The organism is Pseudomonas sp. EA_105y_Pfl2_R69, assembly GCF_963970915.1.
Lineage (GTDB): Bacteria > Pseudomonadota > Gammaproteobacteria > Pseudomonadales > Pseudomonadaceae > Aquipseudomonas.
This window is the reverse complement of the sequence record NZ_CAXAOO010000001.1, coordinates 34,431-57,736: the sequence shown is the minus strand read 5'-3', so window position 1 is coordinate 57,736 and position 23,306 is coordinate 34,431. Positions and strand designations below refer to the sequence as shown.

General features: G+C 64.0%; 15 protein-coding genes and 1 pseudogene. All 16 read left to right on the top strand.

Annotated elements, in window-relative coordinates; translation table 11 throughout:
* Window positions 1–17: 17 nt before the first annotated feature.
* The 16 genes and pseudogenes from tssF (at window position 18) to AACY13_RS00140 (ending at window position 23,303) form a co-directional block, all read left to right on the top strand.
* Window positions 18–1,808 (top strand): type VI secretion system baseplate subunit TssF, encoded by a 1,791-nt coding sequence (gene tssF / locus AACY13_RS00215; protein ID WP_339458225.1) that lies wholly within the window; start codon window positions 18–20, stop codon window positions 1,806–1,808.
* A 91-nt stretch (window positions 1,809–1,899) separates the two neighbouring features.
* Window positions 1,900–2,925 (top strand): annotated as a pseudogene (gene tssG, locus AACY13_RS00210) (type VI secretion system baseplate subunit TssG); the annotation flags it as partial.
* Window positions 2,926–3,213: 288 nt separating this feature from the next.
* Complete coding sequence (tssH, locus tag AACY13_RS00205) at window positions 3,214–5,811, top strand: type VI secretion system ATPase TssH (protein ID WP_339458223.1); 2,598 nt, start codon at window positions 3,214–3,216, stop codon at window positions 5,809–5,811.
* 10 nt (window positions 5,812–5,821) lie between these two features.
* Window positions 5,822–7,333, top strand: coding sequence for a sigma-54-dependent Fis family transcriptional regulator (locus AACY13_RS00200; protein WP_339459962.1), 1,512 nt, complete (start codon window positions 5,822–5,824; stop codon window positions 7,331–7,333).
* A 17-nt stretch (window positions 7,334–7,350) separates the two neighbouring features.
* Window positions 7,351–9,429 carry a type VI secretion system Vgr family protein gene (locus AACY13_RS00195; RefSeq protein WP_339458221.1) on the top strand — a complete coding sequence of 693 codons (2,079 nt, stop codon included), beginning with the start codon at window positions 7,351–7,353 and terminating at the stop codon, window positions 9,427–9,429.
* Window positions 9,426–9,989 (top strand): DUF4123 domain-containing protein, encoded by a 564-nt coding sequence (locus AACY13_RS00190; RefSeq protein WP_339458219.1) that lies wholly within the window; start codon window positions 9,426–9,428, stop codon window positions 9,987–9,989. Before AACY13_RS00195 ends, AACY13_RS00190 begins: the two co-directional genes overlap by 4 nt.
* Entirely contained in the window at window positions 9,986–12,856 is a 2,871-nt protein-coding gene (locus AACY13_RS00185; protein WP_339458217.1) for a toxin VasX, read from the top strand. Before AACY13_RS00190 ends, AACY13_RS00185 begins: the two co-directional genes overlap by 4 nt.
* A gap of 3 nt (window positions 12,857–12,859) precedes the next feature.
* Window positions 12,860–13,828, top strand: a complete 969-nt coding sequence (locus AACY13_RS00180; protein WP_339458216.1) for a hypothetical protein — start codon at window positions 12,860–12,862, stop codon at window positions 13,826–13,828.
* Entirely contained in the window at window positions 13,825–14,769 is a 945-nt protein-coding gene (locus tag AACY13_RS00175) for a hypothetical protein (RefSeq protein ID WP_339458214.1), read from the top strand. Before AACY13_RS00180 ends, AACY13_RS00175 begins: the two co-directional genes overlap by 4 nt.
* 215 nt (window positions 14,770–14,984) lie before the next feature.
* On the top strand, window positions 14,985–15,116 hold the full coding sequence (locus tag AACY13_RS00170) for a type VI secretion protein (protein WP_339409150.1): 132 nt from the start codon (window positions 14,985–14,987) through the stop codon (window positions 15,114–15,116).
* Window positions 15,117–15,135: 19 nt separating this feature from the next.
* Window positions 15,136–16,332, top strand: coding sequence for a type VI secretion system-associated FHA domain protein TagH (gene tagH, locus AACY13_RS00165; RefSeq protein ID WP_339458213.1), 1,197 nt, complete (start codon window positions 15,136–15,138; stop codon window positions 16,330–16,332).
* A 5-nt stretch (window positions 16,333–16,337) separates the two neighbouring features.
* Window positions 16,338–16,820 carry a type VI secretion system lipoprotein TssJ gene (gene tssJ, locus AACY13_RS00160; protein WP_339458212.1) on the top strand — a complete coding sequence of 161 codons (483 nt, stop codon included), beginning with the start codon at window positions 16,338–16,340 and terminating at the stop codon, window positions 16,818–16,820.
* 3 nt (window positions 16,821–16,823) lie between these two features.
* Window positions 16,824–18,155 (top strand): type VI secretion system baseplate subunit TssK, encoded by a 1,332-nt coding sequence (gene tssK / locus AACY13_RS00155; protein WP_339458210.1) that lies wholly within the window; start codon window positions 16,824–16,826, stop codon window positions 18,153–18,155.
* A 2-nt stretch (window positions 18,156–18,157) separates the two neighbouring features.
* Window positions 18,158–19,039 (top strand): type IVB secretion system protein IcmH/DotU, encoded by an 882-nt coding sequence (gene icmH, locus AACY13_RS00150; RefSeq protein WP_339458209.1) that lies wholly within the window; start codon window positions 18,158–18,160, stop codon window positions 19,037–19,039.
* The gene (gene tssM, locus AACY13_RS00145; RefSeq protein WP_339458208.1) at window positions 19,036–22,575 is read left to right on the top strand and encodes a type VI secretion system membrane subunit TssM; all 3,540 of its coding nucleotides are present in this window, start codon (window positions 19,036–19,038) and stop codon (window positions 22,573–22,575) included. The genes icmH and tssM overlap by 4 nt, the downstream gene beginning before the upstream one ends.
* Window positions 22,575–23,303, top strand: a complete 729-nt coding sequence (locus tag AACY13_RS00140) for a PP2C family protein-serine/threonine phosphatase (protein ID WP_339458207.1) — start codon at window positions 22,575–22,577, stop codon at window positions 23,301–23,303. Before tssM ends, AACY13_RS00140 begins: the two co-directional genes overlap by 1 nt.
* Window positions 23,304–23,306: the final 3 nt, after the last annotated feature.

Here is a 23,306-nt window from a genome sequence, read left to right as displayed (position 1 = left end):
AAGGATGAACCGCTGAGATGTCTTTCAACCACTACTACCAGAGCGAGCTCACCGCCCTGCGCCAACTCGGCAAACGCTTTGCCGAGCGCAGCCCGGCGTTGGCACCGTTTCTTGGGCAGAGCGGCCGCGACCCGGATGTCGAGCGGCTGCTGGAGGGTTTCGCCTTTCTCACCGGACGCTTGCGGCAGAAGCTCGATGACGAGCTGCCGGAGCTGACCCATTCGCTGATGCACCTGCTGTGGCCGAACTATATGCGCCCGCTGCCGGCGTTCAGCATGCTCCAGTTCGACCCGCTCAAGCGGCCTGGGCCGGCCTTGCCGGTGCCGCGGCATACGCCGGTGGAGGCCAAGGCCATTCAGGGCGTGACCTGTCGCTTCCGCACGGCCTTCGCCACCGAAGTGCTGCCGCTGGCGCTCAATGGCCTCGACTATTCGGTCAAGGGCGACGGCGCGCTGCTCAGCCTGCGTCTGGCGATGAGCGCCGATGGCCACCTCGGCGATCTCGACCTCAAGCAGTTGCGCCTGCACCTGGCCGGCGAGCGCTATATCAGCCAGTTGCTCTATCTGAGCCTGCTGCGCCACCTCGGTGGCATCCAGCTGGTACTGCTCGATGCCGCCGGCAAGCCGCTGCTCGATGCGCTTCAGCAACCCGTTGCCAGCCTGCAGTTGCCCGCCGCCAATGTGCAGCCGGTGGGCTTCGACGAAGACCAGGCGTTGATCCCCTACCCGCTCAACACCTTCCGCGGCTACCGCTACCTGCAGGAATATTTCGCCTTCCAGGACAAGTTCCTGTTCGTCGACCTGCTCGGCCTGGATGCGCTCAAGCGCCTGCCTGCAGACCTGCTCAAGCAGGCTCGCGGCATCGAGCTGCGTTTCGATATCCACAAGGCTGGCGTGCAGCGCATTCGCCCGACCCTGGACAACGTGCGCCTGTACTGCACGCCGGTGGTCAACCTGTTCGCCCACGATGCCATCCCGATCCGCCTCGACGGCAAGCAGGATCAGTACCTGCTGCTGCCGGCCGAGCTCGACGCCGAGCACTGCGGGGTGTTCTCGGTGGACCGGGTCACCGGCTGGAAGCCCGGCGGCAAGGGTTATGAGGAGTACGTGCCGTTCGAGTCCTTCGAACACGACGCCAGCTTCGACGTGCCCCACGCCCGTCCGCACTACAGCGTGCGCCAGCAGCCCTCGATGCTCGGCGACGGTCTGGAGACCTACCTGAGCTTCGGCCTGCGCAACCTCGATCAGCACGAGACGCTGTCGATCGAGCTGACCTGCACCAACCAGAACCTGCCGCGCCAGCTGGGCCTGGGCGATATCTGCCTACCCTGCGAGGACACCCCGGAGTTCCTCACCTTCCGCAATATCAGCGCGGTGACGCCCAGCTATGCGCCGCCGCTGCACCGCGATTTCCTCTGGAAACTGATCAGCAATATGTCGCTGAACTACCTGTCGCTGGCCAACGTCGAAGCGCTCAAGGTGATCCTCGAGACCTACGACCTGCCGCGCTATTACGACCAGCACGCGGAGAAGGTCAGCAAGCGCCTGCTCGACGGCCTGAAAAGCATCAGCCACCAGCACGTCGACCGCCTGCACCGTGGCTTGCCGGTACGCGGGGTGCGCACCCAGCTGACGATCAACCCAGAGGGCTATGTCGGCGAGGGCGATCTGTTCCTGTTCGCCACCGTGCTCAATGAATTTTTCGCCCTGTATGCCAGCTTGAACTCGTACCACGAGCTGCGCGTACAGAGCACCCAGGGAGAGCTGTATCAATGGACGCCGCGCATGGGGCAGCAGCCCCTGCTATGAGACTCCGCACAGAGGCAGGCGAGCTGGCGGCAGGCAAGGCAGCGGCGGGTGCCGAAGTGCTTGGAGTCGCACCCGACTTCACGAGGTGTAAATGAGCCCTGCGAACCCGACGGCAACGGCGCCTGAGCAGCTCCTTGCCTTGACCGCACCGGGTCTTAACCGGCTTAGCCGCGGCATCCGCGAGTACAGCCTGTTCCAGGGTGTACAGCTGGTGCTGGAGCGCTTGCAGGCCGCCCATCCCGAGCTGGACGAGGAGGCGCTGTATCAGCACCTGGAACTGCAGGCCAACCCGAGCATGGGTTTTCCCGGCAGCGATATCGATCGCGTGCAGTTCTTCGAGGAACACGGCGAGCTGCGCGCGCGCCTGCGCATCAACCTGGTCAGCCTGTTCGGGGCCGGCTCGCCGCTGCCGGCCTTCTATGGCGAGCAGGCCCTGGGCGACAGCGAAGACGGTAACCCGACCCGGGCCTTTCTCGACCTGTTCAACAACCGCCTGCAACGCCTGCTGCTGCCCACCTGGCAGAAGTATCGCTACCACGCACGCTTCCAGAGCGGCGCGGCGGACCCCTTCTCCGAGCAGCTGTTCGCCCTGATCGGCCTGGGCGGCGCGCAGATCCGTGCCGCCTCGGAGCTGAACTGGAAGCGCCTGCTGCCCTACCTCGGCCTGCTCAGCCTGCGCGCCCACTCGGCGGCGCTGATCGAGTCGGTGCTGCGCTACTACTTCAAGCACGCCGCGCTGCATATCGAGCAATGCCTGGAGCGCCAGGTGGAAATCCTCGGCGAGCAACGCAACCGCCTCGGCCTGGCCAATAGCCAACTGGGCGAAAGCCTGGTGCTCGGCGAGTTCGTGCGCGACCGCGGCGGCAAGTTCCGCATCCATGTGCAGCAGCTCAACTGGGAGCGCTTCCACGAATTTTTACCGATCGGCAGCGGCTACCAGCCGCTGTGCGCGCTGGTGCGTTTCACCCTGCGCGACCCGCTGGACTACGACATCCGCCTGGAACTGCGCCAGGACGAAATACGCGAATTGCGCCTCGGCGCGGACAATCCTTGCCTGCTGGGCTGGACCACCTGGCTGGGGCGCGATAACGCCGACGGCGTGGTCACCCTCGGCAGCATCAGGGCGAGCTCCACGGTTAATGACGGCCGCGGCGCCGCCCAGAACGCCGCAAGCCAAGGCATGAGGAGTGAAGTTTGGTGAATCCAAATGAACGACGAATAACGCTGGATTGCGGCGTTCTGGGCGCGCCCCTACGGGTTGGTGCTGTGGTTGCGCCATGCCGCGTTGCGGGACTTGCCGAGGGAATGCCATCGCCGGCGTCCCGCGCCTTGCCTGGCGCAACCTCAGTACCAACGCGGCTCGCCATTAACCGTGAAGCTCGCCCTCACTAAGGAAAGAGAGAGAATGATCAACGTCGATCTGCAACAGCTGGTACAGGCCCTCGACGCCGCCACCAAGAACGATCTGGAACTCGCCGCCGAGCGCTGCGTGGTGCGTGGCGGCAGCAAGATTCTGGTCGAAGACCTGCTGCTCGGCCTGCTCGAGCGCCCGGACGGTTTGCTGATCCGTGCCCTGCAGGATGCCGAAGTCGATGCCGGCGAGCTGGCCCGCGCGCTGCAACCGCGCGGCGAGCACAATGAGTCGCGCAACCCGGTGTTCTCCACCGAACTGGTGCAATGGCTGCAGGACGCCCTGCTGGTGGCCAACCTGGAACTCGGCCAGAACCAGGTCGACCAGGCCGCGCTGATCCTCGCCCTGCTGCGCAACCCGATGCGCTATGCCGGCAGCCACTACCAGGCGCTGCTGGCCAAGCTCAACCCCGAGCGCCTGCGCGATTTCGCCATGGCCCAGCAACCGCAGGAAGCCGCCGGCAAAACCGCGGCGGGCGGCGAGTCGAACCTCAAGCGCTTCACCCACAACTTCACCCAGCAGGCCCGCGACGGCAAGCTCGATCCGGTGCTGTGCCGCGACGCGGCGATCCGCCAGATGATCGACATCCTCGCCCGCCGCCGTAAGAGCAACCCGATCGTGGTCGGCGAGGCCGGCGTCGGCAAAACCGCCATCGTCGAAGGCCTGGCCCTGCGCATCGCCGCCGGCGAAGTGCCGGACGCACTCAAGGGCGTCGAACTGCTGTGCCTGGACCTCGGCCTGCTGCAGGCCGGCGCCAGCGTCAAAGGCGAATTCGAACGCCGCTTGCAGGGCGTGATCGATGAAGTGAAGGGCTCGCCCAAGCCGATCATCCTGTTTATCGACGAAGCCCACACCCTGATCGGTGCCGGCGGCCAGGCCGGCGGCGGCGACGCGGCCAACTTGCTCAAGCCGGCCCTGGCCCGTGGCGAGCTGCGCACCATCGCCGCCACCACCTGGAGCGAATACAAGAAGTACTTCGAGAAGGACCCGGCCCTGGCCCGCCGCTTCCAGCCGGTGCAGTTGCTCGAGCCGACGGTCGACGAGGCTGTGACCATCCTCCGCGGCCTGGCCCCGGTGTACGAGAAGAGTCATGGCATCTACCTGCGCGATGACGCCGTGGTCGCCGCCGCCGAACTGTCCGCGCGCTACCTGGCCGGCCGTCAACTGCCCGACAAAGCCGTCGACGTGCTGGATACCGCCTGCGCCCGGGTGCGCATCAGCCTGGCCGCCGCACCGGAAGCACTGGAACGCCTGCGCGGCGAAATCGCCGAGGGCGAACGCCAGGGCGAGGCCATGGGCCGCGATCTGGATGCCGGCCTGAATATCGACACCGATGCCCTCGAGCAACTCGAACAGCGCCTGAGCGAAGCGCGCGCCGAGCTGGAGCAGATCGAAACCCGCTGGGCCGTTCAACGCGACCTGGCCACGCGCCTGCTCGAGCTGCGCAAGCAGTGCGCCAGCGCGCGATCGGCAAGCGCCGAAGAGAACACCGAGCACGCGACCGACCTGCAACAGTTGGAAGCCGAACTGCGCGAGGTACAGATCGAACTGACTGCAGCCCAGGCCAACGAGCGCCTGGTCAGCTTCGAAGTCTGCCCGCGCCTGGTCGCCGAAGTGATCAGCCATTGGACCGGCGTACCGCTGAGCCAGCTGGCCCGCGAACACAACAGCAAGGTGCTGAGCTTCGCCAGCGACCTGCGCCAGCGCCTGCGCGGCCAGGAGCAGGCCATCGAAGCCCTGGACCGCTCGATGCGCGCCACCGCAGCCGGCCTGAACCGCGCCGATGCGCCGGTCGGGGTGTTCCTGCTGGTCGGCCCCAGCGGCGTCGGCAAGACCGAAACCGCCCTGGCCCTGGCCGACCTGCTGTACGGCGGCGAGCGCTTCCTCACCACCATCAACATGTCCGAATTCCAGGAAAAGCACAGCGTCTCGCGCCTGATCGGCGCGCCACCCGGCTATGTCGGTTATGGCGAGGGCGGCATGCTCACCGAGGCGGTGCGGCAGAAGCCCTACTCGGTAATCCTTCTCGACGAAGTGGAAAAAGCCGACCCGGACGTGATGAACGTCTTCTATCAGATCTTCGACAAGGGCGTGGCCAACGACGGCGAAGGGCGCGAGATCAACTTCCGCAACACCCTGATCCTGATGACCAGCAACCTCGCCAGCGAGCGCATCGCCAGTCTCTGCCAGGGCGGCCAGCGCCCGGATGCGCAAGACCTGGAGCAGGCGATTCGTCCGACCCTGTCGCAGCACTTCAAGCCGGCGCTGCTCGGCCGTATGCGCGTGGTGCCCTACTACCCCATCGATGGCGCAGTGCTCAACGAGCTGGTCGGCCTCAAGCTTGCGCGTTTCGCCGAGCGCCTGGCCCGTCGCCAGTTGCAGTTCAGCCATTGCCCGGCGCTGCTGGCAAACCTCGCCGAACGCTGCAGCCACAGCGACAGCGGCGCGCGCCTGATCGACCATTTGATCGACCAGCACCTGCAGCCGCTGGTGGTCGACCGCCTGCTCGATGCCATGGCCAGCGGCGAAGGCCTGCAACGCGTACACGCCACCCTGGACGGCGAAGGAACGGTGGTCTGTGAGTTCGCTTAAGGTACCGCCGATGTTCCATCAGGTGCCGCAGCCGCTGCACTACGCCGAGGCGCTGCTGCAGCGCTTCGCCGGCCTGGCCCGCACCGCCAGTGGTGAAGCCCTGCTCGGCGGCCTGGTCGAAGCCGCCGCGCAGCTTTCTGGCTGTGCGTTGAGCCAGTTGTACCTGCTCGACGACACCCACACCCGCCTGACCCTGTCCGCCGAATGGCAGGACGGCCTGCTGCAACCCCGCGCCGGTGCCAGCCTGCCCAGCGACTACGATGGCGAGCAGCTACTGCAATATTGCCTGTGCCAGAACCAGGTGCTGAGCCTCGACGAGCTGGACGGCAACCTGCACCAGATCGGCTTCCTGCCCGAGGCAGGAGAGCCCTGGCGCAGCCTGCTGTGCCTGCCGCTGCTCGACGAACAGAAGCAGGTCAACGGCCTGCTGTTGATCGCCAGCCAGCCCCCCCGCGACCTGCTCGGCTTCGCCGGCTCCCTCGGCCACCTCGGCAGCTTCGTGATCGCCCAACTGCACCTGCTGCAGCGTCTGCGCACGCCGCGCAGCGAGCAGCCTACGGTCTACTCCAGCGTGCCTTGCGCCAGCGGCTATGGCCTGACCGGCGACAGCGCGCCGATGCGCGAGCTGTATCAGATGATCGGCAAGGTGCTGCATAACCCGGTCAGCGTGCTGCTGGCTGGCGAAACCGGTACCGGCAAGGAGCTGGTGGCCCGTGCCATCCACGATTGCGGCCTGCGCCGGAGCAAAGCCTTCGTCGTGCAGAACTGCGCCTCGCTGCCGGAAAACCTGCTGGAAAGCGAACTGTTCGGTTACCGCAAAGGGGCCTTCACCGGTGCCGAACGCGACCACCAGGGCCTGTTCGATGCGGCTAATGGCGGCACCCTGTTTCTCGACGAAATCGGCGATATGCCGCTGAGCCTGCAAGCCAAACTGCTGCGCGTACTGCAGGAAGGCGAAGTGCGCCCACTGGGCTCGACCGCGACCCACAAGGTCGATGTGCGTATCGTCGCCGCCACCCACCACAACCTGCGCAGCCTGGTGGAAGAGGGGCGCTTTCGCGAAGACCTGTTCTATCGCCTGGCCCAGTTCCCCATCGAACTGCCGCCCTTGCGCGAGCGTGAGCAGGACATCCTCACCCTGGCCCGGCATTTCGCCGACAAGGCCAGCGCCTTCCTGCAGCGCGACCCTTGTCGCTGGGCCGACCGTACCCTCGATCACCTCGCCGGCTATGCCTTCCCCGGCAATGTGCGCGAGCTCAAAGGTCTGGTAGAGCGCGCAGTGCTGCTGTGCGAAGGCGGCGAACTGCTGCCCGAGCATTTCAACCTGCGCCAGGACAGCAACCCCGACGACAACGGCATGAACCTGCGCGAACGCATGGAGCGGGTCGAGCGCAGCCTGCTGCTCGACTGCCTGCGCAAGAACCGCGGCAACCAGACCAGCGCCGCCTGCGAGCTGGGCCTGCCCCGGCGCACCCTGCTGTACCGCATGCAGCGGCTGAATATCAGCCCGGCTGACGTGTAAGGCTTAAGGAGAAGAGCATGTTCAACGCAGCCAACCAGACCCATTTCAGCCTGAGCATCGAAGGCCTCGCCCACGATCTGCAGGTGCTGGAATTCAGCGGTCGCGAAGCGATCAGCCAGCCGTTCGCCTTCGAGCTGGAACTGGTCAGCGAGCGCCCGGATATCGATCTGGAAAGCCTGCTGCACCAGCCGGCCTTCCTCGCCTTCGCCCCCGGCGGTAACGGCATCCATGGCCTGATCTACCGCGTTGCCCAGGGCGAGTCCGGCAAACGCCTAAACCGCTACCACGTCACCCTGCGCCCGCAGCTGGCGTACCTGGCGCACCGGGTGAATCAGCGGATCTTCCAGCACCTGACGGTGGAGAAGATCATCAGCCAGGTCCTGGAAGAACACGGTATCCAGAACAACGCCTACGCCTTCCAGTTCGGCCCGACGGTTTACCCCGAGCGCGAATACTGCGTGCAGTACGACGAATCCGACCTGCACTTTATCCAGCGCCTGTGCGAGGAAGAAGGTATTCACTACCACTTCCAGCACAGCGAGCAAGGCCATGTGCTGGTCTTCGGCGACGACCAGACGGTGTTCTCGAAACTGCCGGCCACCGCCTATCAGCAGGACAGCGGCCTGGTCGCCACTGATCCGGTGGTCAAACGCTTCGCCCTGCGCCTGGAAACCCGCAGCAACCGCGTTACCCGCCGCGATTACGACTTCGAAAAACCGCGCCTGCTGATGGAAGCGGCGTTCAACAGCGAGTTCACCCCGGACCTCGAGGACTACGACTACCCCGGCCGTTTCGTCGAGCGCGAGCGCGGCAAACACCTGAGCAAGCGCAGCCTGGAACGCCACCGCAGCGACTACGAGCTGGCCAGCGGTGAAAGCGACCAACCGCTGCTGGTCAGCGGCCACTACCTCAACCTCAGCGAACACCCGCGTGGCGACTGGAACCAGCTGTGGCTGCTGACCGAAATCCGCCATGAAGGCAAGCAGCCGCAAGTGCTGGAAGAGTCGGTCACCAGCCACACCCAGAGCAGCGATGGTTTCCAGCAGGGCTACCGTAACCGCTTCAGCGCCACACCCTGGGATGTGCTGCATCGCCCGCCGCTTAATCACCCGAAACCCAAGGTGCTCGGCAGCCAGACCGCCGTGGTCACCGGCCCGCAAGGCGAAGAAATCCACTGCGATCAATACGGTCGGGTCAAGGTGCAGTTCCACTGGGACCGCGAAGGCCAGGCCGACGACAAAACCAGCTGCTGGTTGCGCGTCGCCTCCAGCTGGGCCGGCGACCGCTACGGCGGCATCGCCATCCCGCGCGTGGGCATGGAAGTGCTGGTGACCTTCCTCGAAGGCGACCCCGATCAGCCGCTGGTGACCGGCTGCCTGTACCACGCCGAACACCTGGTGCCCTACGAGCTACCGGCGAACAAGACCCGCTCGGTGTTCAAGACCCTGAGCAGCCCCGGCGGTGGCGGTTACAACGAGCTGCGCATCGAGGACAAGAAGGGCGAGGAGCAGATCTACCTGCACGCCGAGCGCGACTGGGACGAAAACATCGAGCACGAGCAGAAAATCCGCGTCGGCAACGAGCGCCACGACACAGTCGAGGCCAACAGCTACAGCGAGTTCCAGGCCGAAGAACACCGCACCACCCACGCCGACCGCAAGGTGGAAACCCGCAGCAACGACCACCTCACGGTCGGTACCACCCAGCACGTGAAAATCGGCAGCGGCCAATTCGTCGAAGCCGGCAACGAGATCCACTACTACGCCGGCAGCAAAGTGGTGATCGACGCCGGCATGGAGCTCACCGCCAGCGGCGGCGGCAGCTTCCTCAAACTCGATCCCGGCGGCGTCACCCTCAGCGGCGCGACCATCAAGATGAACTCCGGTGGTGGGCCGGGTAAAGGCACGGGCATCGGCATTCTGCCCCCGGTAATTCCGTGGGCGGCGGATGCGGATAAGGCTGGTAGTTTGTTGGGCGTAATCGCTGCAAATATTCCGCTCGAAGCCTTGGCTAAACAGCGCCGCGTTTTCTTGCAGGCAGATACCGGCATTTGCGAGATCTGTGAAGCCGGCAAAAAAGCTGAGGATGTGCAATGACAACTACCGGCGCGCTGCTATTTGATGGAGCTTCACATAAGCAAGCTGAAATGTGGCTGAGGCAGACCTTCACCAATCATTGGTTACGCCCACTGCTCAATGGCACACCCTATGAGCTCTTGGCCGATATAGGGCCGATCCTGGTAGAAGCGGAGCATGGCAGCGACCTGCACAATGCCTGGGCACAGGGCGACGCCGGCCTGGAACATGCTGTGTGGCTGGCAACCAACCTGCCATTTGATCAGTTGTTCAACAGCTTGCAGCGACGCCTACGCATCCTCTCACCCGACGGCCGCGAGTTTTGGCTGCGCCTGGCGGATGCACGGCCGCTACACATGGCCTGGCAAGCGCAAAGCCAATGGCCCCAAGGCTTTTGGCACGGCGTCACAGAGGTTTGGCTGCCAACCCCGAACGGCCCTCTGCAGACCTGGAGCAACCCCAGCCCTGAGTTTGACTGCACCACCGTCACCCAGAGCATCAACGCGCAGATAACGCTGGATTGGCCACTGCTGGAAGCATTGACGCACGACAAGGACAGCACGCCGGAGATTGACATATGAACCAACCCGTTAACGCGCCTACCAACCTGAAACCGGCAGCCTGCCCGCTGTTAACCGCCGTACTGCCGGTGCGTTACGCCATTGGCCCTATCGACCCTCGCAACCCATCCAGCCTGGACGCCGCGACCTTAGGTCTACCTGCCATCACTGGGGCGTTTCCCGACCTTGGTGCCAATCATCCGCAGTTGCAGGATCAGCCCCTAGGCTACGTCCCACGCATGCTGCGCGATGGTTGGCTGTATCTGTGGGAGCCATCGCTGAAAACACTCAGCGAATATCAGGTCAAGGACTCGCTGCTCACACCTACAGGTCGTGGTGGCGCCGCGTTACGTCACGAAGCGCTGGCCTACCTGATGCTGGAGGCTGGCGCACCGGTAGGTTTGGCCTGGTCGCCAATATGCTGGGAAAACGAGCAATTTGGCGCTGCCGAGCAACAGCCCAATGTACGCCAACGAGTGTTTCGCGAACTGATCCCAGGTGCCGGTAACGACAGTGGCCAGCTGCAAGCACTGCACCCGCAGATCGCCGATGTTAAGCCCGAAAACCTGTTGTGGAGCAGTGCGCCCGAGTCACGCTATTGGCTGCTGCAAGAGCCGCCACTCAAACGCATGCAGCGCTGTGAGCAGCAGCACTATGCCCTAGTCGATGACCCTTGGGGTGTGCTGTTCGACCTCGCAGGTCTGCTGCGGGCGCGCAATCAAGCCTTCGACGCCCTCAGCAAATACCGCAGCGAGGAGTGGGCCATTGCCGCAACGATAAAAAACATCAGCGATAGTGACAGCGAAATACGTGCCCGAATCGGCTCAATACTCGATGTGGCCCGGCTCAAAGCCACGCTGCAAGAACAAGAGCGAGAGCAGGAAACCTTGGATGCTGATCGCCAGCGCATCGCCGAAATGTGGGCGCAGTGGTTTGCCACCCTAGGCGGTAGCAATTCCGCCAGCTTGGAAACTGCCTGCGGCCATTTCGACATTACTCAGGCCGCTGCCCGCGACGCCCTGGAGGCCAGTTTCGCTGCCGCCTGCCTTGGCCCTGCCGCCACCTCAAGCGGGGTCAAGGCCATCGAGTTAGCGCTGGACCCTGCCAGTACCGCCGGTAAACCCTGGTTGCTCTGGGCATTGCTAGGCGTGCGCCAACGCATCGACCCAGGCCAACTCAAGCAACTGCTGCAAGTGCCCGAAAACCTGGCGACGGTGACCGATGATGTAGCCAAGGCTGCGGCAAACTTTACCCGCGTTGTAGCGCTGACCCACGAACTGAACAGCGGGGCACAGCGTCTTCAGCCGTTAGCCTTGGCCGCCAGTAGCGAACCCTTGCCTGCTGCGCTCGCGCCCATTCTAGGCGGCCGCTTGCCAAGCCTGAGCACACAAATCCACCAGCACACCTACACCTTGATGCTGGCCATGCTGGCGCGCAGCCAACAACAGATGGATGTAATGGCAATGACGCCCAAGCAAAGCCTGCTGTGGCTGAGCGAGCAGATGGGCCAGAGCCACAACAAAGGCCAGCGCCGTAGCCTGCGCAAACGGATTGAGCGGCTTGAACGCGCGGAGCAACGTAGCGCTCGCACCAGTACAAGCCAGCCGCCAGCAAAGACGCCCATTAGCACGGCCACCCAGGAACAGATTCCCCACCTGCGCCTAGTTCCCAAACCACAAACAGCGCCCGTCCATCCGCAACCGGGCTATGGCAGTGAAATCCCGCCAACACCGAATAAAGTGAGCAAGCCCGCCCCGGTGCTGCCGCCTATCAAGGCAGACGCCATCCCGGACTTGCCGCGCAATATCGCGGACATATTCGATGACGCGCCCTTGAAAACGCTGATTGCGATGGTGGCGGTATGGAATATGGGAGTTGTTGGCAGTCAGACCTGGGCCGACTCTTCAGTAAAAAACTCGTTGTCGGCCGGTAGTGCCGGGTTTGCCCTACTGACTGCGTCAGCCGCCGTCTTGCAGCAACTAGCCGATGCCGACTGGACAAGTCATGTAGCACAGGCGGGGAAGGTTAATCCGGAGGCTCAAAAGCTATTAGCCAACGCCTTGGGGGCAGGTTCTGCGGCCATGTTCCTTCAGTCCATTACAGCCGGTATCGATGTGTTCTATTACGGCTGGCAGGCGCTGGACTCATACCGCGCCGGCGACCTCGATAGCGCCGGGGTATACACCGGTCTGGCCGGGGCCAATATGGCTTATGCGCGGGTATCGGTGCAGGCCATGCGCGCCATGCGTATCGCCCGGGTCGCGGTGCTGGCCGGCGAAGGTCAAGCCCTGGCGACAGGCTTGCGAGTACTCACCCTGCCACTACGCCTGAGCCTGCTGGGTTTAACCGCCACCATTTTTCTGGGCATGGTGTCCTTGTTCTATACCCAGGACACCCCACTGGAACAGTGGCTCAAGCAAACCCGCTTCGGCATCCGCCCCGCCGACTGGGCAAACAGCTATGCCGGCAGCATGCGCGCCTTCTACCAAATCGTACTGCCGGTGCGCATGAGCCTGGAAAGCTGGAACGAACAGAACCCGCGCACGGCGGCAATAGTCGAAGAGCGGCGATTGTTCCTGCGCCTACCGGGGCAACAGGTATACCGCCAAGGCATGCTGAGCTTTGACGGCCATGAAGAATGGCAACAACACAGCAGCCTATTTAGCTCAAACACGCGCTGCCTACCCTTGGTCTGGGGCGAAGAAGACCCCATCCCCTTCGACCCGGATACCGGCACCCGTATCGCCCCGGAGCCGGATGGCAGCGTACGCCTGCGTCGCGTTTACCATGACGATGGCCTCAGCACCCTGGTCCGGGTCGCGGGCAGCCTGACCTATCAGCCCATTGACGGCCTCTACCTGCCGCCCATCGATATCGACCTGAGTTAAACCATGACCGACACAACCACGCCGCACCCTTTCGCCCAGCGCCTGCACGGCAGCCCAGAAAGCCGTTTGCTCTATGCCGAGCAGAGCACAGGCGCGGCACTGCTGTGCATCCCCGAGGTCGAGGAACAAACCGAGCACTATCTGGCCATCGAACATGGTGATAGCGCGGATCGAGGGATGTTGACCGGTGCATTGGGAGGGGGGTGTTTATTAATATTCGGCGGGTTTTCCTTGGCCTTTTTTTTGGATAATCGGCTGGAGCCTGCACTTACCTATCTTGCAATTACAGCTCTGGCTTTCATTCTTCCCTTCCTCTGGGAAGTTCTAAGACCCATGCCACTGCCTATTCTGCTTAATCGCCGTACCCGCGAGCTGTACTTCGAGCAGGACGGCGAGCTGTACCACAGCACCTGGGATGGGATTGCCGCAGCCGCCTATAGCTTTGCCACTGTCGGCCCCTATACCGCCGGCATGCGCCACGCCTCTTTGGAAGCACTGCTGCACCGCTATGGACATCCACAGGAACAGGTACTGATCAACCTCGGCAGCCCCATTAGCAAAAGCCTGGAGATGCAACTGGGTTTCTGGGAATACCTGCGCACCTATATGGATAAAGGCCCATGGTTTGACGCACAGGGTAACCACACAGAATCGGATGCGTTTATTCAGGGCCTGCTAGAGGTACGCAAGAGCAAAGGGCAATGGTCTCGCTTACATTGGGGCCGGTTAGTAAAGGAGTACAGAGCTAACAATGGTCGTAATTACCTGAGCTTCTCCCGCCTCATGATGCTGCTGTGCAGCATTCTTTTGGCGCCTATCAATACCCTACAAAACTTCACCTACGCCATCGCCAAGCGTCGTGCCCGCAGCCAATGGCCAGCGCTGGTAAAAGAACGCCTACGCCCGGACGGGCCGAGCAACCGACTGGTTGACCTGGAACGAGCGGCGGAGCAAGACGGCGTTAAACCATGATCGCAACTCATCCCTTCGCACAGCGCCTGCACGGCAGCCCAGAGAGCCGTTTGCTCTACGCCGAGCAAACCACTGGCGCGGCACTGTTGTGCATCCCCGAGGTCGAGGAACAGACCGAGCACTATCTGGCCATCGAACATGGCGATAGCGCGGATCGCGGGATGTTGACCGGCGCACTGGGTGGCGGGCTTGGTTGCTTCCTACTTGTGATGGCCTTTATTGCCTATTGCTACGGTAACGACCAAAGCGCGTTACAAGCCCTCGTGGTTGCCGCAATTAGCATATCGGCCCCCTTCATCTGGGAAGTTCTACGCCCCATGCCTCTGCCCATTTTGCTCAATCGCCGCACCCGCGAACTCTACTTCGAGCAGGATGGCGAGCTGTACCACAGCCCCTGGGATGGGATCGCCGCGGCCGCCTATAGCTTTGCCACCGTTGGCCCCTATACCGCAGGCATGCGCCACGCGGCGTTGGAAGCACTGCTGCACCGCTATGGTCATCCCCAGGAACAGGTGCTGATCAACATCGGTAGCCCCATTGGCAAAAGCCTGGAGATGCAACTGGGTTTCTGGGAGTACCTGCGCACCTATATGGACAAAGGCCCCTGGTTTGACGCACAGGGCAACCACACAGAATCGGATGCGTTTATTCAAAGCTTACTGACTGCACGCCAACGTAAAGGTCAATGGACACGTTTGCAGTGGCGGCAAGTCGCAAAAAACTATAGGGCCAGCAAGGGGCGTAACTTTCTTAGTGCTTCCGACTTTATGCTGCTACTAGGTGGCGTGCTTTTTGCGCCTTTCAATGCCCTACAAAACTTCACCTACGCCATCGCCAAACGCCGTGCCCGCAGCCAATGGCCAGCGCGGGTAAAAGAACGCCTACGCCCTGACGGGCCGAGCAATCGACTGGTTGACCTAGAGCGAGCGGTGGGCCAATGAACAACGACTCGAATACACACGGTGCCGCACTCAGTGAGTGCGCGCACACGCACTGCGGTAACAGCTCGCAGTTCCTGCAGTGCATCACAGCGTTTTATGAACCAGCTCAACCTGACAAAACCGGGCCTTGCGTTCCAATGCCCGCCCACAAGCAGCACTTCGCCATTACAACGGTGGTTACCGTTGCCATTCACGCTTTCAAGGAGGAAATCCGCGTGCCTAAACGCTATTACGCCCTCGTTCTTCTCGCAGCTCTGAGCCTCTCTGCCTGCACTGGCAACTACAAGTTCAGCGACGACGAATACCGCCCTCTGGGCGACCCGCAAGCTCAAACCCGCGGCAACTGACCGCAAGGAGTAAAACACCATGGAACTGGTCTTCGATGTGGTCAGTGCACAGCAGTTCGTGCCAGGTCTATTGACCACCAAAACCTTCAAACAAGCCGGCGGCGTTATTGGCCGGGCGGAGGAGTGCGACTGGGTGATTCCGGATCGCAAGCGCGTGTTGTCCAGCCGGCATGCCGAGGTGAGCTATCGCGATGGCTCGTTCTTTCTCACCGACACCAGCAGCAACGGCATTCAGCTTAAAGACAGCGGTGCCAGCCTGCGCAAGGGTCAGGCGCAGCGCATCGAGCACGGCAGCGTGTATTGCTTCGGTGAGTTCGAGATTCGTGCGCGGCTGATTCAGGACCCGGCGCTGTTTGCCGGCGATATCGGTCGCGCGCAGCCGGCCGGCAGCATTATCCCGGACGATGCCTTCCTCGACCTCGACCCGCTGACCGCCCTCGACCAGCAGGAGCGCGTCTACGCCCAGGTCGACGACCTCACCGCGATCATTCGCCCGCCCCAGGTGCAGGCGCAGCAGCGCGATTACGCGCAGATCGATGAAGAGAACCTGCTGGTGCCCGAGTTGGTCGAACCCACGCCTGCGCCGCAACCCAGGCGTGCGCCCGAGCCGGTGCGTCTGCCGCCCACCTTCTGGGAGAAATTCGGCGAGGCCCTCGGGGTCAAGCTCGACGACCTCGATGACGATGCCCGCGAAGCCCTGGCACTGCACAGCGCCAAGCTGCTCAAGCAGAGCGTCGGCAGCCTGCAGCAAGCCCTGCGTACCCGCAGCGAGCTGAAGAACGAACTGCGCCTGGCCCTGACCACGGTTCAGAGCGCCGGCAACAACCCGCTCAAGCACAGCGCCGATAGCAGCGAAGCGCTGACCGCCCTGCTACGTGGCGGCAAGGCCGGCGCGCTGTCCGCCGAGCAGACCATCAGCCGCAGCTTCCGCGACCTGCAGGCGCACCAGGTGGCGCTGCTCGCGGCCAGCCGCGCGGCGGTCAAGGGCATGTTCGAGCAACTGTCGCCGGAGCAGCTGAGCCTGCGTTTCGAGCGGGAAGGGCGCAAGCCGCTGATCGCCACCGCCGGCAGCCGCTGGCGTGCCTACCGTCGCCTGCACAGCGCATTGGAGCAGAACGACGACTGGAGCGACCGCCTGTTCGCCCGCGACTTCGCTAACACCTACGAAGAACAGGTTCGCCTGATCGCCACCCTCAACAACGACGTTCAAGGATGATCTCCATGCACCGCTTCACCTGCCTGGCCCTGTTGGCCGCCCTGCTCAGCCTGACCGGTTGCGCAGCGCTCTCGCCCTATTCGGATATGACCAAGCTCGACCTGACCCTCAACGGCAGCGAGCAGCTCAACCCGGACCTCAATGGCCGCCCTTCGCCGATCGTCCTGCGCCTGATCGAGCTGAAGCACCCGGTGGCCTTCGAAACCGCCGATTTCTTCTCGCTCTATCAGCGCCCGAAGGAAGCCCTGTCGCCGGATATGGTGATGCTCGAAGAGCTGGAGCTGCGCCCGGGTGAGCAGCGCGAAATGAAGCTCTCGGTACAGCCGGGCAGCCGCTATGTCGGCGTGCTGGCGGCCTACCGCGACCTGCCGGAAAGCAACTGGCGCGTGGTCATTCCGCTGCAGGAGCAGGAACGCAACAGCAGCGTGCTGACCCTCGATGCCCTGGGCATCAAGGCCCAGGATGACGCCAGCAAGGAAGAGGAATAAGCCATGGCCATGCATAAAGTGGTCTGGCAGGAAGGCATGCTGCTGCGCCCGCAGCACTTCCAGCAGAACGACCGTTACTACGACTACCAGCTGAAGACTCGCTCGCAGAAGCTCGGCAGCTACGCCTGGGGCTTTTTCGAGCTGGAGATCGACCGCCAGTTCCTCAATATGGGCAAGTTGGTGGTGAGCAAGGCCAGCGGCATCCTGCCCGACGGCACCCTGTTCGACATCGGTGCCGAGCGTGAGCCGCTGGCCCTGGACGTGCCGCCGAACACCGGCAACACCCCGGTGTACCTGGCCCTGCCGCTGGTCACCGGCAACCATATCGAGAGCCGCCGGCCTGAACAGCAGGACGTGCTGGCGCGCTTCACCGCGTTCGACGAGGAAGTCGCCGACTCCAACGCCGGCGACAGCGCCTCCAGCCAGGTCAGCTGCGGCCGTCCGGACTTCCGCCTGCTGCTCGGCGAGCAACAGAGCGACCAGGCCTACGTCAAATTGCAGCTGTGCGACGTGCTCGACACCACCCCGGACGGGGTGATCAGCCTCGACCCGGAATTTATTCCCACCTACGTCAACTTCCAGGCTTCCGGCTACCTGCTCAGCTGCCTCAAGGAAGTGATCAGCATGCTCGCCCACCGTGGCGACATCCTCGCCGAACGCATCCGTGCCACCGGCAAGGTCGGCGGTGCCGAGGTCGGCGACTTTATGATGCTGCAGCTGATCAACCGCTTCGAGCCGGTGCTGCGGCATTACCTGGGCATCGAGCAGGTGCACCCGGAGCAGATCTACCGTGAATTGCTCGGCCTGCTCGGCGAGCTGGCGACCTTCTCCAGCGAGATCAAGCGCCCGCGCCTGGAAGGCCGCTACCTGCACAGCGATCAAGGCAGCAGCTTCCGCAAGCTGATGGACGCGATCCGCCAGGTGCTGTCGATGGTGCTGGAACAGCACGCCATCGAGATGCTGTTGCAGCAGCGTCAGTACGGCATTCAGGTGTCGCCGCTGCACGACCACAAGCTGCTCGCCACCTCCACCTTCGTCCTCGCCGCCAGCGCCCAGTGCGACTCGGAAGAGCTGCGCCAACGCCTGCCGGCGCACCTCAAGGTCGGCCCGGTGGAGCAAATTCGTCAGCTGGTCAACCTGCACCTGCCGGGGATCCGGGTCAAACCCATGCCCGTGGCCCCGCGGCAGATCCCCTTCCATTCGGGCAAGACCTACTTCGCCCTGGAACTGGGCTCCGAGGAACTGGCGCAGCTGGAACGCTCCGGCGGCTTCGCTTTCCACGTGTCCGGCGAATTCTCCGGGCTTGAGATGAAATTCTGGGCGATCAGGAACTGACGATGACTACCAAGGAAATGGAATACGGCCAGGACGACAAGACCGTCATCCTCAACCGCAAGGGCGATGCCCCGGCGCACAGCCCGCTGACCGACTTCGCCGCGCCGCCGAAATTCGAGCAGCTCGAAGAGCGGATGATCTACGCCGCCCGTCTGCGCCCGGCGGAAACCTTCAATATCAGCCTCAACCCGCTGGTCGCGGCCGCCGCCACCCTGCTCTCGGAAGTGGTGCGCCTCAAGCACAGCTTCGACAGCGAAGACATGCATGCGCTCAACCAGCGCCTAGCCAGCGCGATCAAGCTGTTCGAACACCGCGCCCTGCACGAAGGTGCCGAAAGCAGCCAGGTGATGGCCGCGCGTTACGTGCTCTGCACCGTGGTCGACGAGGCCGTGGTGACCACGCCCTGGGGCAACGAGAGCGAGTGGTCGCAGATGAGCCTGCTGTCCTCCTTCCACAACGAGACCTTCGGCGGCGAGAAGTTCTTCCAGCTGCTTGAGCGCCTGTCGCGCAACCCGGTCAAGCACCTGCCGATGCTCGAACTGATGTACCTGTGCCTGTCGCTTGGGTTCGAGGGCAAATACCGGGTATTGCCGCGCGGCATGCTCGAACTGGAAGCGGTGCGCGACAGCCTGTATCGGCAGATCCGCCAGATGCGCGGTGACGTGCCGCGGGAAGTCTCGCCGCACTGGCAGGGCCTGAAAGACACCCGCCGCCGCCTGGTGCGCATCGTGCCCTGGTGGCTGGTGGCGCTGTTCACCCTGGTCTGCCTGGCCGTGATGTATGGCGGCTTCGCCTGGGTCCTGGGCGAGCAGCGCGAAACCATTTTGCAGCCGTACGAGCAACTTGACCCGTCCGCGGGTGTACTCATGGATGACACGAAATGAAGAGTTTTTTCGGCAAGTTAGCCGCCCTTCTGCGCAAGACCTGGGTCTGGAGCCTGTGCCTGGTATTGGTTCTGGCACTGCTGGTGTGGTTCGCCGGCCCGTTGCTCGCGGTCAACGATTACAAGTTCTGGGAATCGGCCACCAGCCGCCTGCTAACCATCAGCGGCTTGTTTCTGCTCTGGGGCCTGGCCATGGTCTTCGCCAGCTGGAAGGCCAGCGCGCGCAAGAAGGCCGAGGAAGACGACGCCGACGCCCAGGAGCGCCTGCGCCGCGAAGGCATGATCAACGAAGAACAGATCGAATTGCGCCAGCGCTTCAAGCAAGCGCTGCACACCCTCAAGCGCTCCAGCCTGTACCGCGGCCGTAGCGAAAAGTGGCGCAACGAGCTGCCCTGGTACCTGCTGCTCGGTCCTCAGGGCAGCGGCAAGACCAGCCTGCTGGACTTCTCCGGCCTGGACTTCCCGCTCAATCGCGGCGAGCAACAGCGCCTGACCAAGGACGTCTCCGGCACCCGTTACGCCGACTGGTATTTCGCCGATCACGCGGTACTGATCGACACCGCCGGACGCTATCTGAATCAACCCGACCCGGCCATCGACAGCCGCGCCTGGGACTTCCTCCTCGGCCTGCTGCGCAAGCGTCGCGCCCGCCCGCTGAACGGCGTGCTGGTGAATATCCCGGTCGAGATGCTGCAGGGCGGTAGCGAGATCGAGCTGGAAAACCTCGCGCGCCAGACCCGCCAGCGTCTGCATGAAATCCATCAGCGTCTGGGGGCCGACGTACCGGTGTACCTGGTGCTGAGCAAGGCCGACAAGGTGCTGGGCTTCGACGAATTCTTCGACCAGCTGTCGCGCGAGGAAAGCGATCAGGTGCTCGGTGCCAGCTTCCGCAAGGAGCAGAACGCCACCGACGTGCAGGTGATCCGCCAGGAGTTCGAAGAGCTGCTGCGTCGCCTCAACAGCCAGGTGATCCTGCGCATGCACCAGGAGCGCGACACCCAGCGCCGCGGGCGTATCCTCGACTTCCCGCACCAACTCGGCCTGATCGGCGAGCGTCTGTGCCTGTTCAGCGAGCTGGCCTTTAGCGGCAACCGCTACCAGCGCGCCAGCCAGTTGCGCGGTTTCTACCTGACCAGCGCACCGGAGCTGAACAGCCAGCTCGACCCGAGCACCAGCGGCATCGGCCGCAACCTCGGCCTGGCCAGCAGTGCCCTGCCGACCTTCCGCAGCGGCCGCGCACGCTTTATCAACCACCTGCTGAGCCGGGTGATCTTCCCGGAAGCGGACCTGGCCGGCCTCGACCAGAAGGAAGTGCGCCGTATCGACTGGGGCCAACGCGCCATGTACGCCACCGCGCTGGTTGTACTTGGGGTATTCGGTGTGGTCTGGGCCAGCGGTTTCTCCGGCAACCACGGTCGCCTGGAGCAGCTGCGCGAGATCGCCCAGCAACTGACCCAACAGCATGACAGCCTGGGCGCGCAGGACGATGCCCTGCAGACCCTCAAGGCCCTGGACAGCAGCTATGCCGCGACCCAGGTGTTCCCTGCGGCGGACGAGGTGTCCTACCTGCAACGCGGCGGTCTGTATCAGGGCGAGAAAGTCGACCCGACCCTGCAACGCGCCTACCGCGCCGAGCTGGAAAACCTGCTGCTGCCGCGCGTCGGTCGCCAACTGGAAGCCCAGGTAAGGGCCAACCTGGGTGACCGCGAGCGCCTGCTCAACAGCCTGCGCGCCTACCTCATGCTCAATCTCGAAGAACGCCGCGACAATGCCTTTCTGGAGGAATGGCTGGCGGCCGACTGGTCGCTGCGCTACGCCGGCAACAGCGTCGGCCAGCGCGGTCTTAATCAGCACTTCGAGCGCCTGCTGGCCGAGTCGTTCGCGCCCTACTCGCTCAACGCCCCCCTGGTGGCCCAGGCGCGTCAGGTGCTGCGCAGCGAATCCCTGGCCAACGTGGTCTACCGCATGCTCCGCGAACAGGCGCGCAGCCTGCCGGACTATCGCCTGAGCCAGAAACTCGGCCCGCAAGGCGCGTTGTTCGCCGGCAGCGACTACAGCATTCCGGGTTTCTACACCCAGCTCGGCTACCAGAAAACCTTCACCGCCAAGGGTGCCGACCTGGTGCGCGAGCTGCTGCGCGACAACTGGGTACTCGGCGAAGGCGACACCCTGAGCAGCAACGACCTCAGCCGCCTGCTGGTGGAAATGGAGCAGCTGTATTTCCGCGACTACGCCAACTACTGGGGCGAAGCCCTGGCCCAGTTGAGCCTGGAACCGATCGGCAACGCCGGCCAGGGTGCCCTGCAACTGGCCGGCCTGACCGCCGCCAACTCGCCGCTGCTGCAACTGCTGGTGGAAGTGCGCGACAACACCCGCTTCAAGGGCATGGCCGAGGCCGCCGACGATGCGGGCGAGGCCGCCGAGGCGCTAAAAGGGGCCAAGGGCAAGCTGGGCAAAGTCGCCAAGCTCGCCGGTGCCGCCGCCGAACAGGCGCAAGCGGCGCTGCTGAAGAACCTGCCGGACACCGCACGCAAGACCCTGGAGCGGCGCTTCGAGCCGCTGCACCGCTTGCTCGATGACAACGGCGGGGCCGGCCCGGAACTGTCGATCACCCTGCAGGCACTGGACGATCTGCAACGCCAACTGGCCAGCCTGGCCCACGCCAGCGCCCCGGAACAGGCGGCGTTCGAGCTGGCCAAGGCGCGTATGAGCGGCCGTCGCGATGCCATCAACCAGGTGCGCAGCAGCGCCGCGCGTCTGCCGCAGCCGGTCGGCAACTGGCTCGGCCTGCTCGCCGAAGACAGCTGGATGCTGGTGCTGGGCGACGCCTATCACTACCTCAACCAGCGCTACAAGAGCGAGCTGTACGCCGCCTATAGCGGTTCGCTGAAGCAGCGTTATCCGTTCAGCGCGCACAGCGAAAGCGACGTGGCGATTGCCGACTTCCGCGAGTTCTTCAAGGCCCAGGGTATCGCCGAACGCTTCTTCGACGGCTACCTCAAGCCCTTCGTCAGCGGCAGCGCCGGCCAGTACCAGCTGCGCCGCGTGGATGGCCGTGGCCTGCCGCTGTCGCGCGAGTTCCTGCTGCAGATGAGCCATGTGCAAACCATCCGCCGCAGCTTCTTCGCCGAGAATCCCAACGAGCCGAAAGTGCTGTTCAAGCTCGAGCCCTACTCGCTGGACTCCAGCCTCGGCCGCGCCAACTTCCGCTTCGGCAGTGAGCAGATGGAATACCGCCACGGCCCCATCGTGCAGACCGCCTTCAGCTGGCCGGCCGAAGGCAACGAAGGGCGTACCAGCCTGGTGGTCGAAGAGCTCGGCGGGCGCAAGGTCGGCATCGAGAAGAACACCGGCCCCTGGTCGCTGTTCCGCCTGCTCGACCTGATGAGCGTCGACTACCACAGCGGCCGCGACGTGCTGATGCTCAAGGCCGACCTCGGCGGCCTGCACGCCAACTACCTGCTGCACAGCCAGCGCTCGCCGAACCCCTTCGACATCGACCTGCTGCGCGGCTTCAAGCTGCCAGCCAAGCTCTGATGACGGAAGTGGCCAACGCCTGGCGCAGCGCAGCGCGCACCGACACCGGCAAGGTGCGCGCGCGCAACGAGGATGCCTTTCTGGCCCTGCCGGAGCAGGGCCTGTGGGTGGTCGCCGATGGCATGGGTGGGCACCAGAACGGGGCCCTGGCCAGCCGCCTGATCGTCGAGCACCTCGCCGAGCCCAGCGAGGGCGACCTGCAGCAGCGCCTGGCCGAACTGCGCAAGCGCCTGCACGGGCTCAACCGCCGCCTCGGCCAGGAGCTGACGGTCACCGCCGCGCAACCGGACCCGGTGATCGGCAGCACTGTGGTGGCGCTGCTGATCGAGGGCGACCGCGCCGCCTGTGTGTGGGCTGGCGACAGCCGCTGCTACCTGTGGCGCGGCAGCCGCCTGTACCAACTGAGCCGCGATCACTCACTGCTGCAACAGTTGATCGACGAGGAGCAACTGAGCCCGGCCGCAGCCGCCCGCCATCCGGCGGCCCACGCCCTGACCCGGGCCATCGGTGCCAGCGAGGAGCTGAAGCTGGAGATCCTCGAGCTGGATATCCTCCCCGGCGATGCCTTTCTGCTGTGCAGCGACGGCCTCTATCAGGGCCTGTCCGCCGACGCATTGGGGGCCGCACTCAATCTGCCGTCGCCGCAACTGACCCTCAACCGCCTGTTCCAGCAGGCCCTCGACGGTCCGGCGCGGGACAACCTGAGCGCGGTGGTGATTCGCCGATGAGGA

What these genes read in the sequence shown, in the direction of transcription:
- tssF (WP_339458225.1), top strand. Translation starts at nt 18, where the DNA reads ATGTCTTTCAACCACTACTACCAGAGCGAGCTCACCGCCCTGCGCCAA.
- tssH (WP_339458223.1), top strand. Translation starts at nt 3,214, where the DNA reads ATGATCAACGTCGATCTGCAACAGCTGGTACAGGCCCTCGACGCCGCC.
- AACY13_RS00200 (WP_339459962.1), top strand. Translation starts at nt 5,822, where the DNA reads ATGTTCCATCAGGTGCCGCAGCCGCTGCACTACGCCGAGGCGCTGCTG.
- AACY13_RS00195 (WP_339458221.1), top strand. Translation starts at nt 7,351, where the DNA reads ATGTTCAACGCAGCCAACCAGACCCATTTCAGCCTGAGCATCGAAGGC.
- AACY13_RS00190 (WP_339458219.1), top strand. Translation starts at nt 9,426, where the DNA reads ATGACAACTACCGGCGCGCTGCTATTTGATGGAGCTTCACATAAGCAA.
- AACY13_RS00185 (WP_339458217.1), top strand. Translation starts at nt 9,986, where the DNA reads ATGAACCAACCCGTTAACGCGCCTACCAACCTGAAACCGGCAGCCTGC.
- AACY13_RS00180 (WP_339458216.1), top strand. Translation starts at nt 12,860, where the DNA reads ATGACCGACACAACCACGCCGCACCCTTTCGCCCAGCGCCTGCACGGC.
- AACY13_RS00175 (WP_339458214.1), top strand. Translation starts at nt 13,825, where the DNA reads ATGATCGCAACTCATCCCTTCGCACAGCGCCTGCACGGCAGCCCAGAG.
- tagH (WP_339458213.1), top strand. Translation starts at nt 15,136, where the DNA reads ATGGAACTGGTCTTCGATGTGGTCAGTGCACAGCAGTTCGTGCCAGGT.
- tssJ (WP_339458212.1), top strand. Translation starts at nt 16,338, where the DNA reads ATGCACCGCTTCACCTGCCTGGCCCTGTTGGCCGCCCTGCTCAGCCTG.
- tssK (WP_339458210.1), top strand. Translation starts at nt 16,824, where the DNA reads ATGGCCATGCATAAAGTGGTCTGGCAGGAAGGCATGCTGCTGCGCCCG.
- icmH (WP_339458209.1), top strand. Translation starts at nt 18,158, where the DNA reads ATGACTACCAAGGAAATGGAATACGGCCAGGACGACAAGACCGTCATC.
- tssM (WP_339458208.1), top strand. Translation starts at nt 19,036, where the DNA reads ATGAAGAGTTTTTTCGGCAAGTTAGCCGCCCTTCTGCGCAAGACCTGG.
- AACY13_RS00140 (WP_339458207.1), top strand. Translation starts at nt 22,575, where the DNA reads ATGACGGAAGTGGCCAACGCCTGGCGCAGCGCAGCGCGCACCGACACC.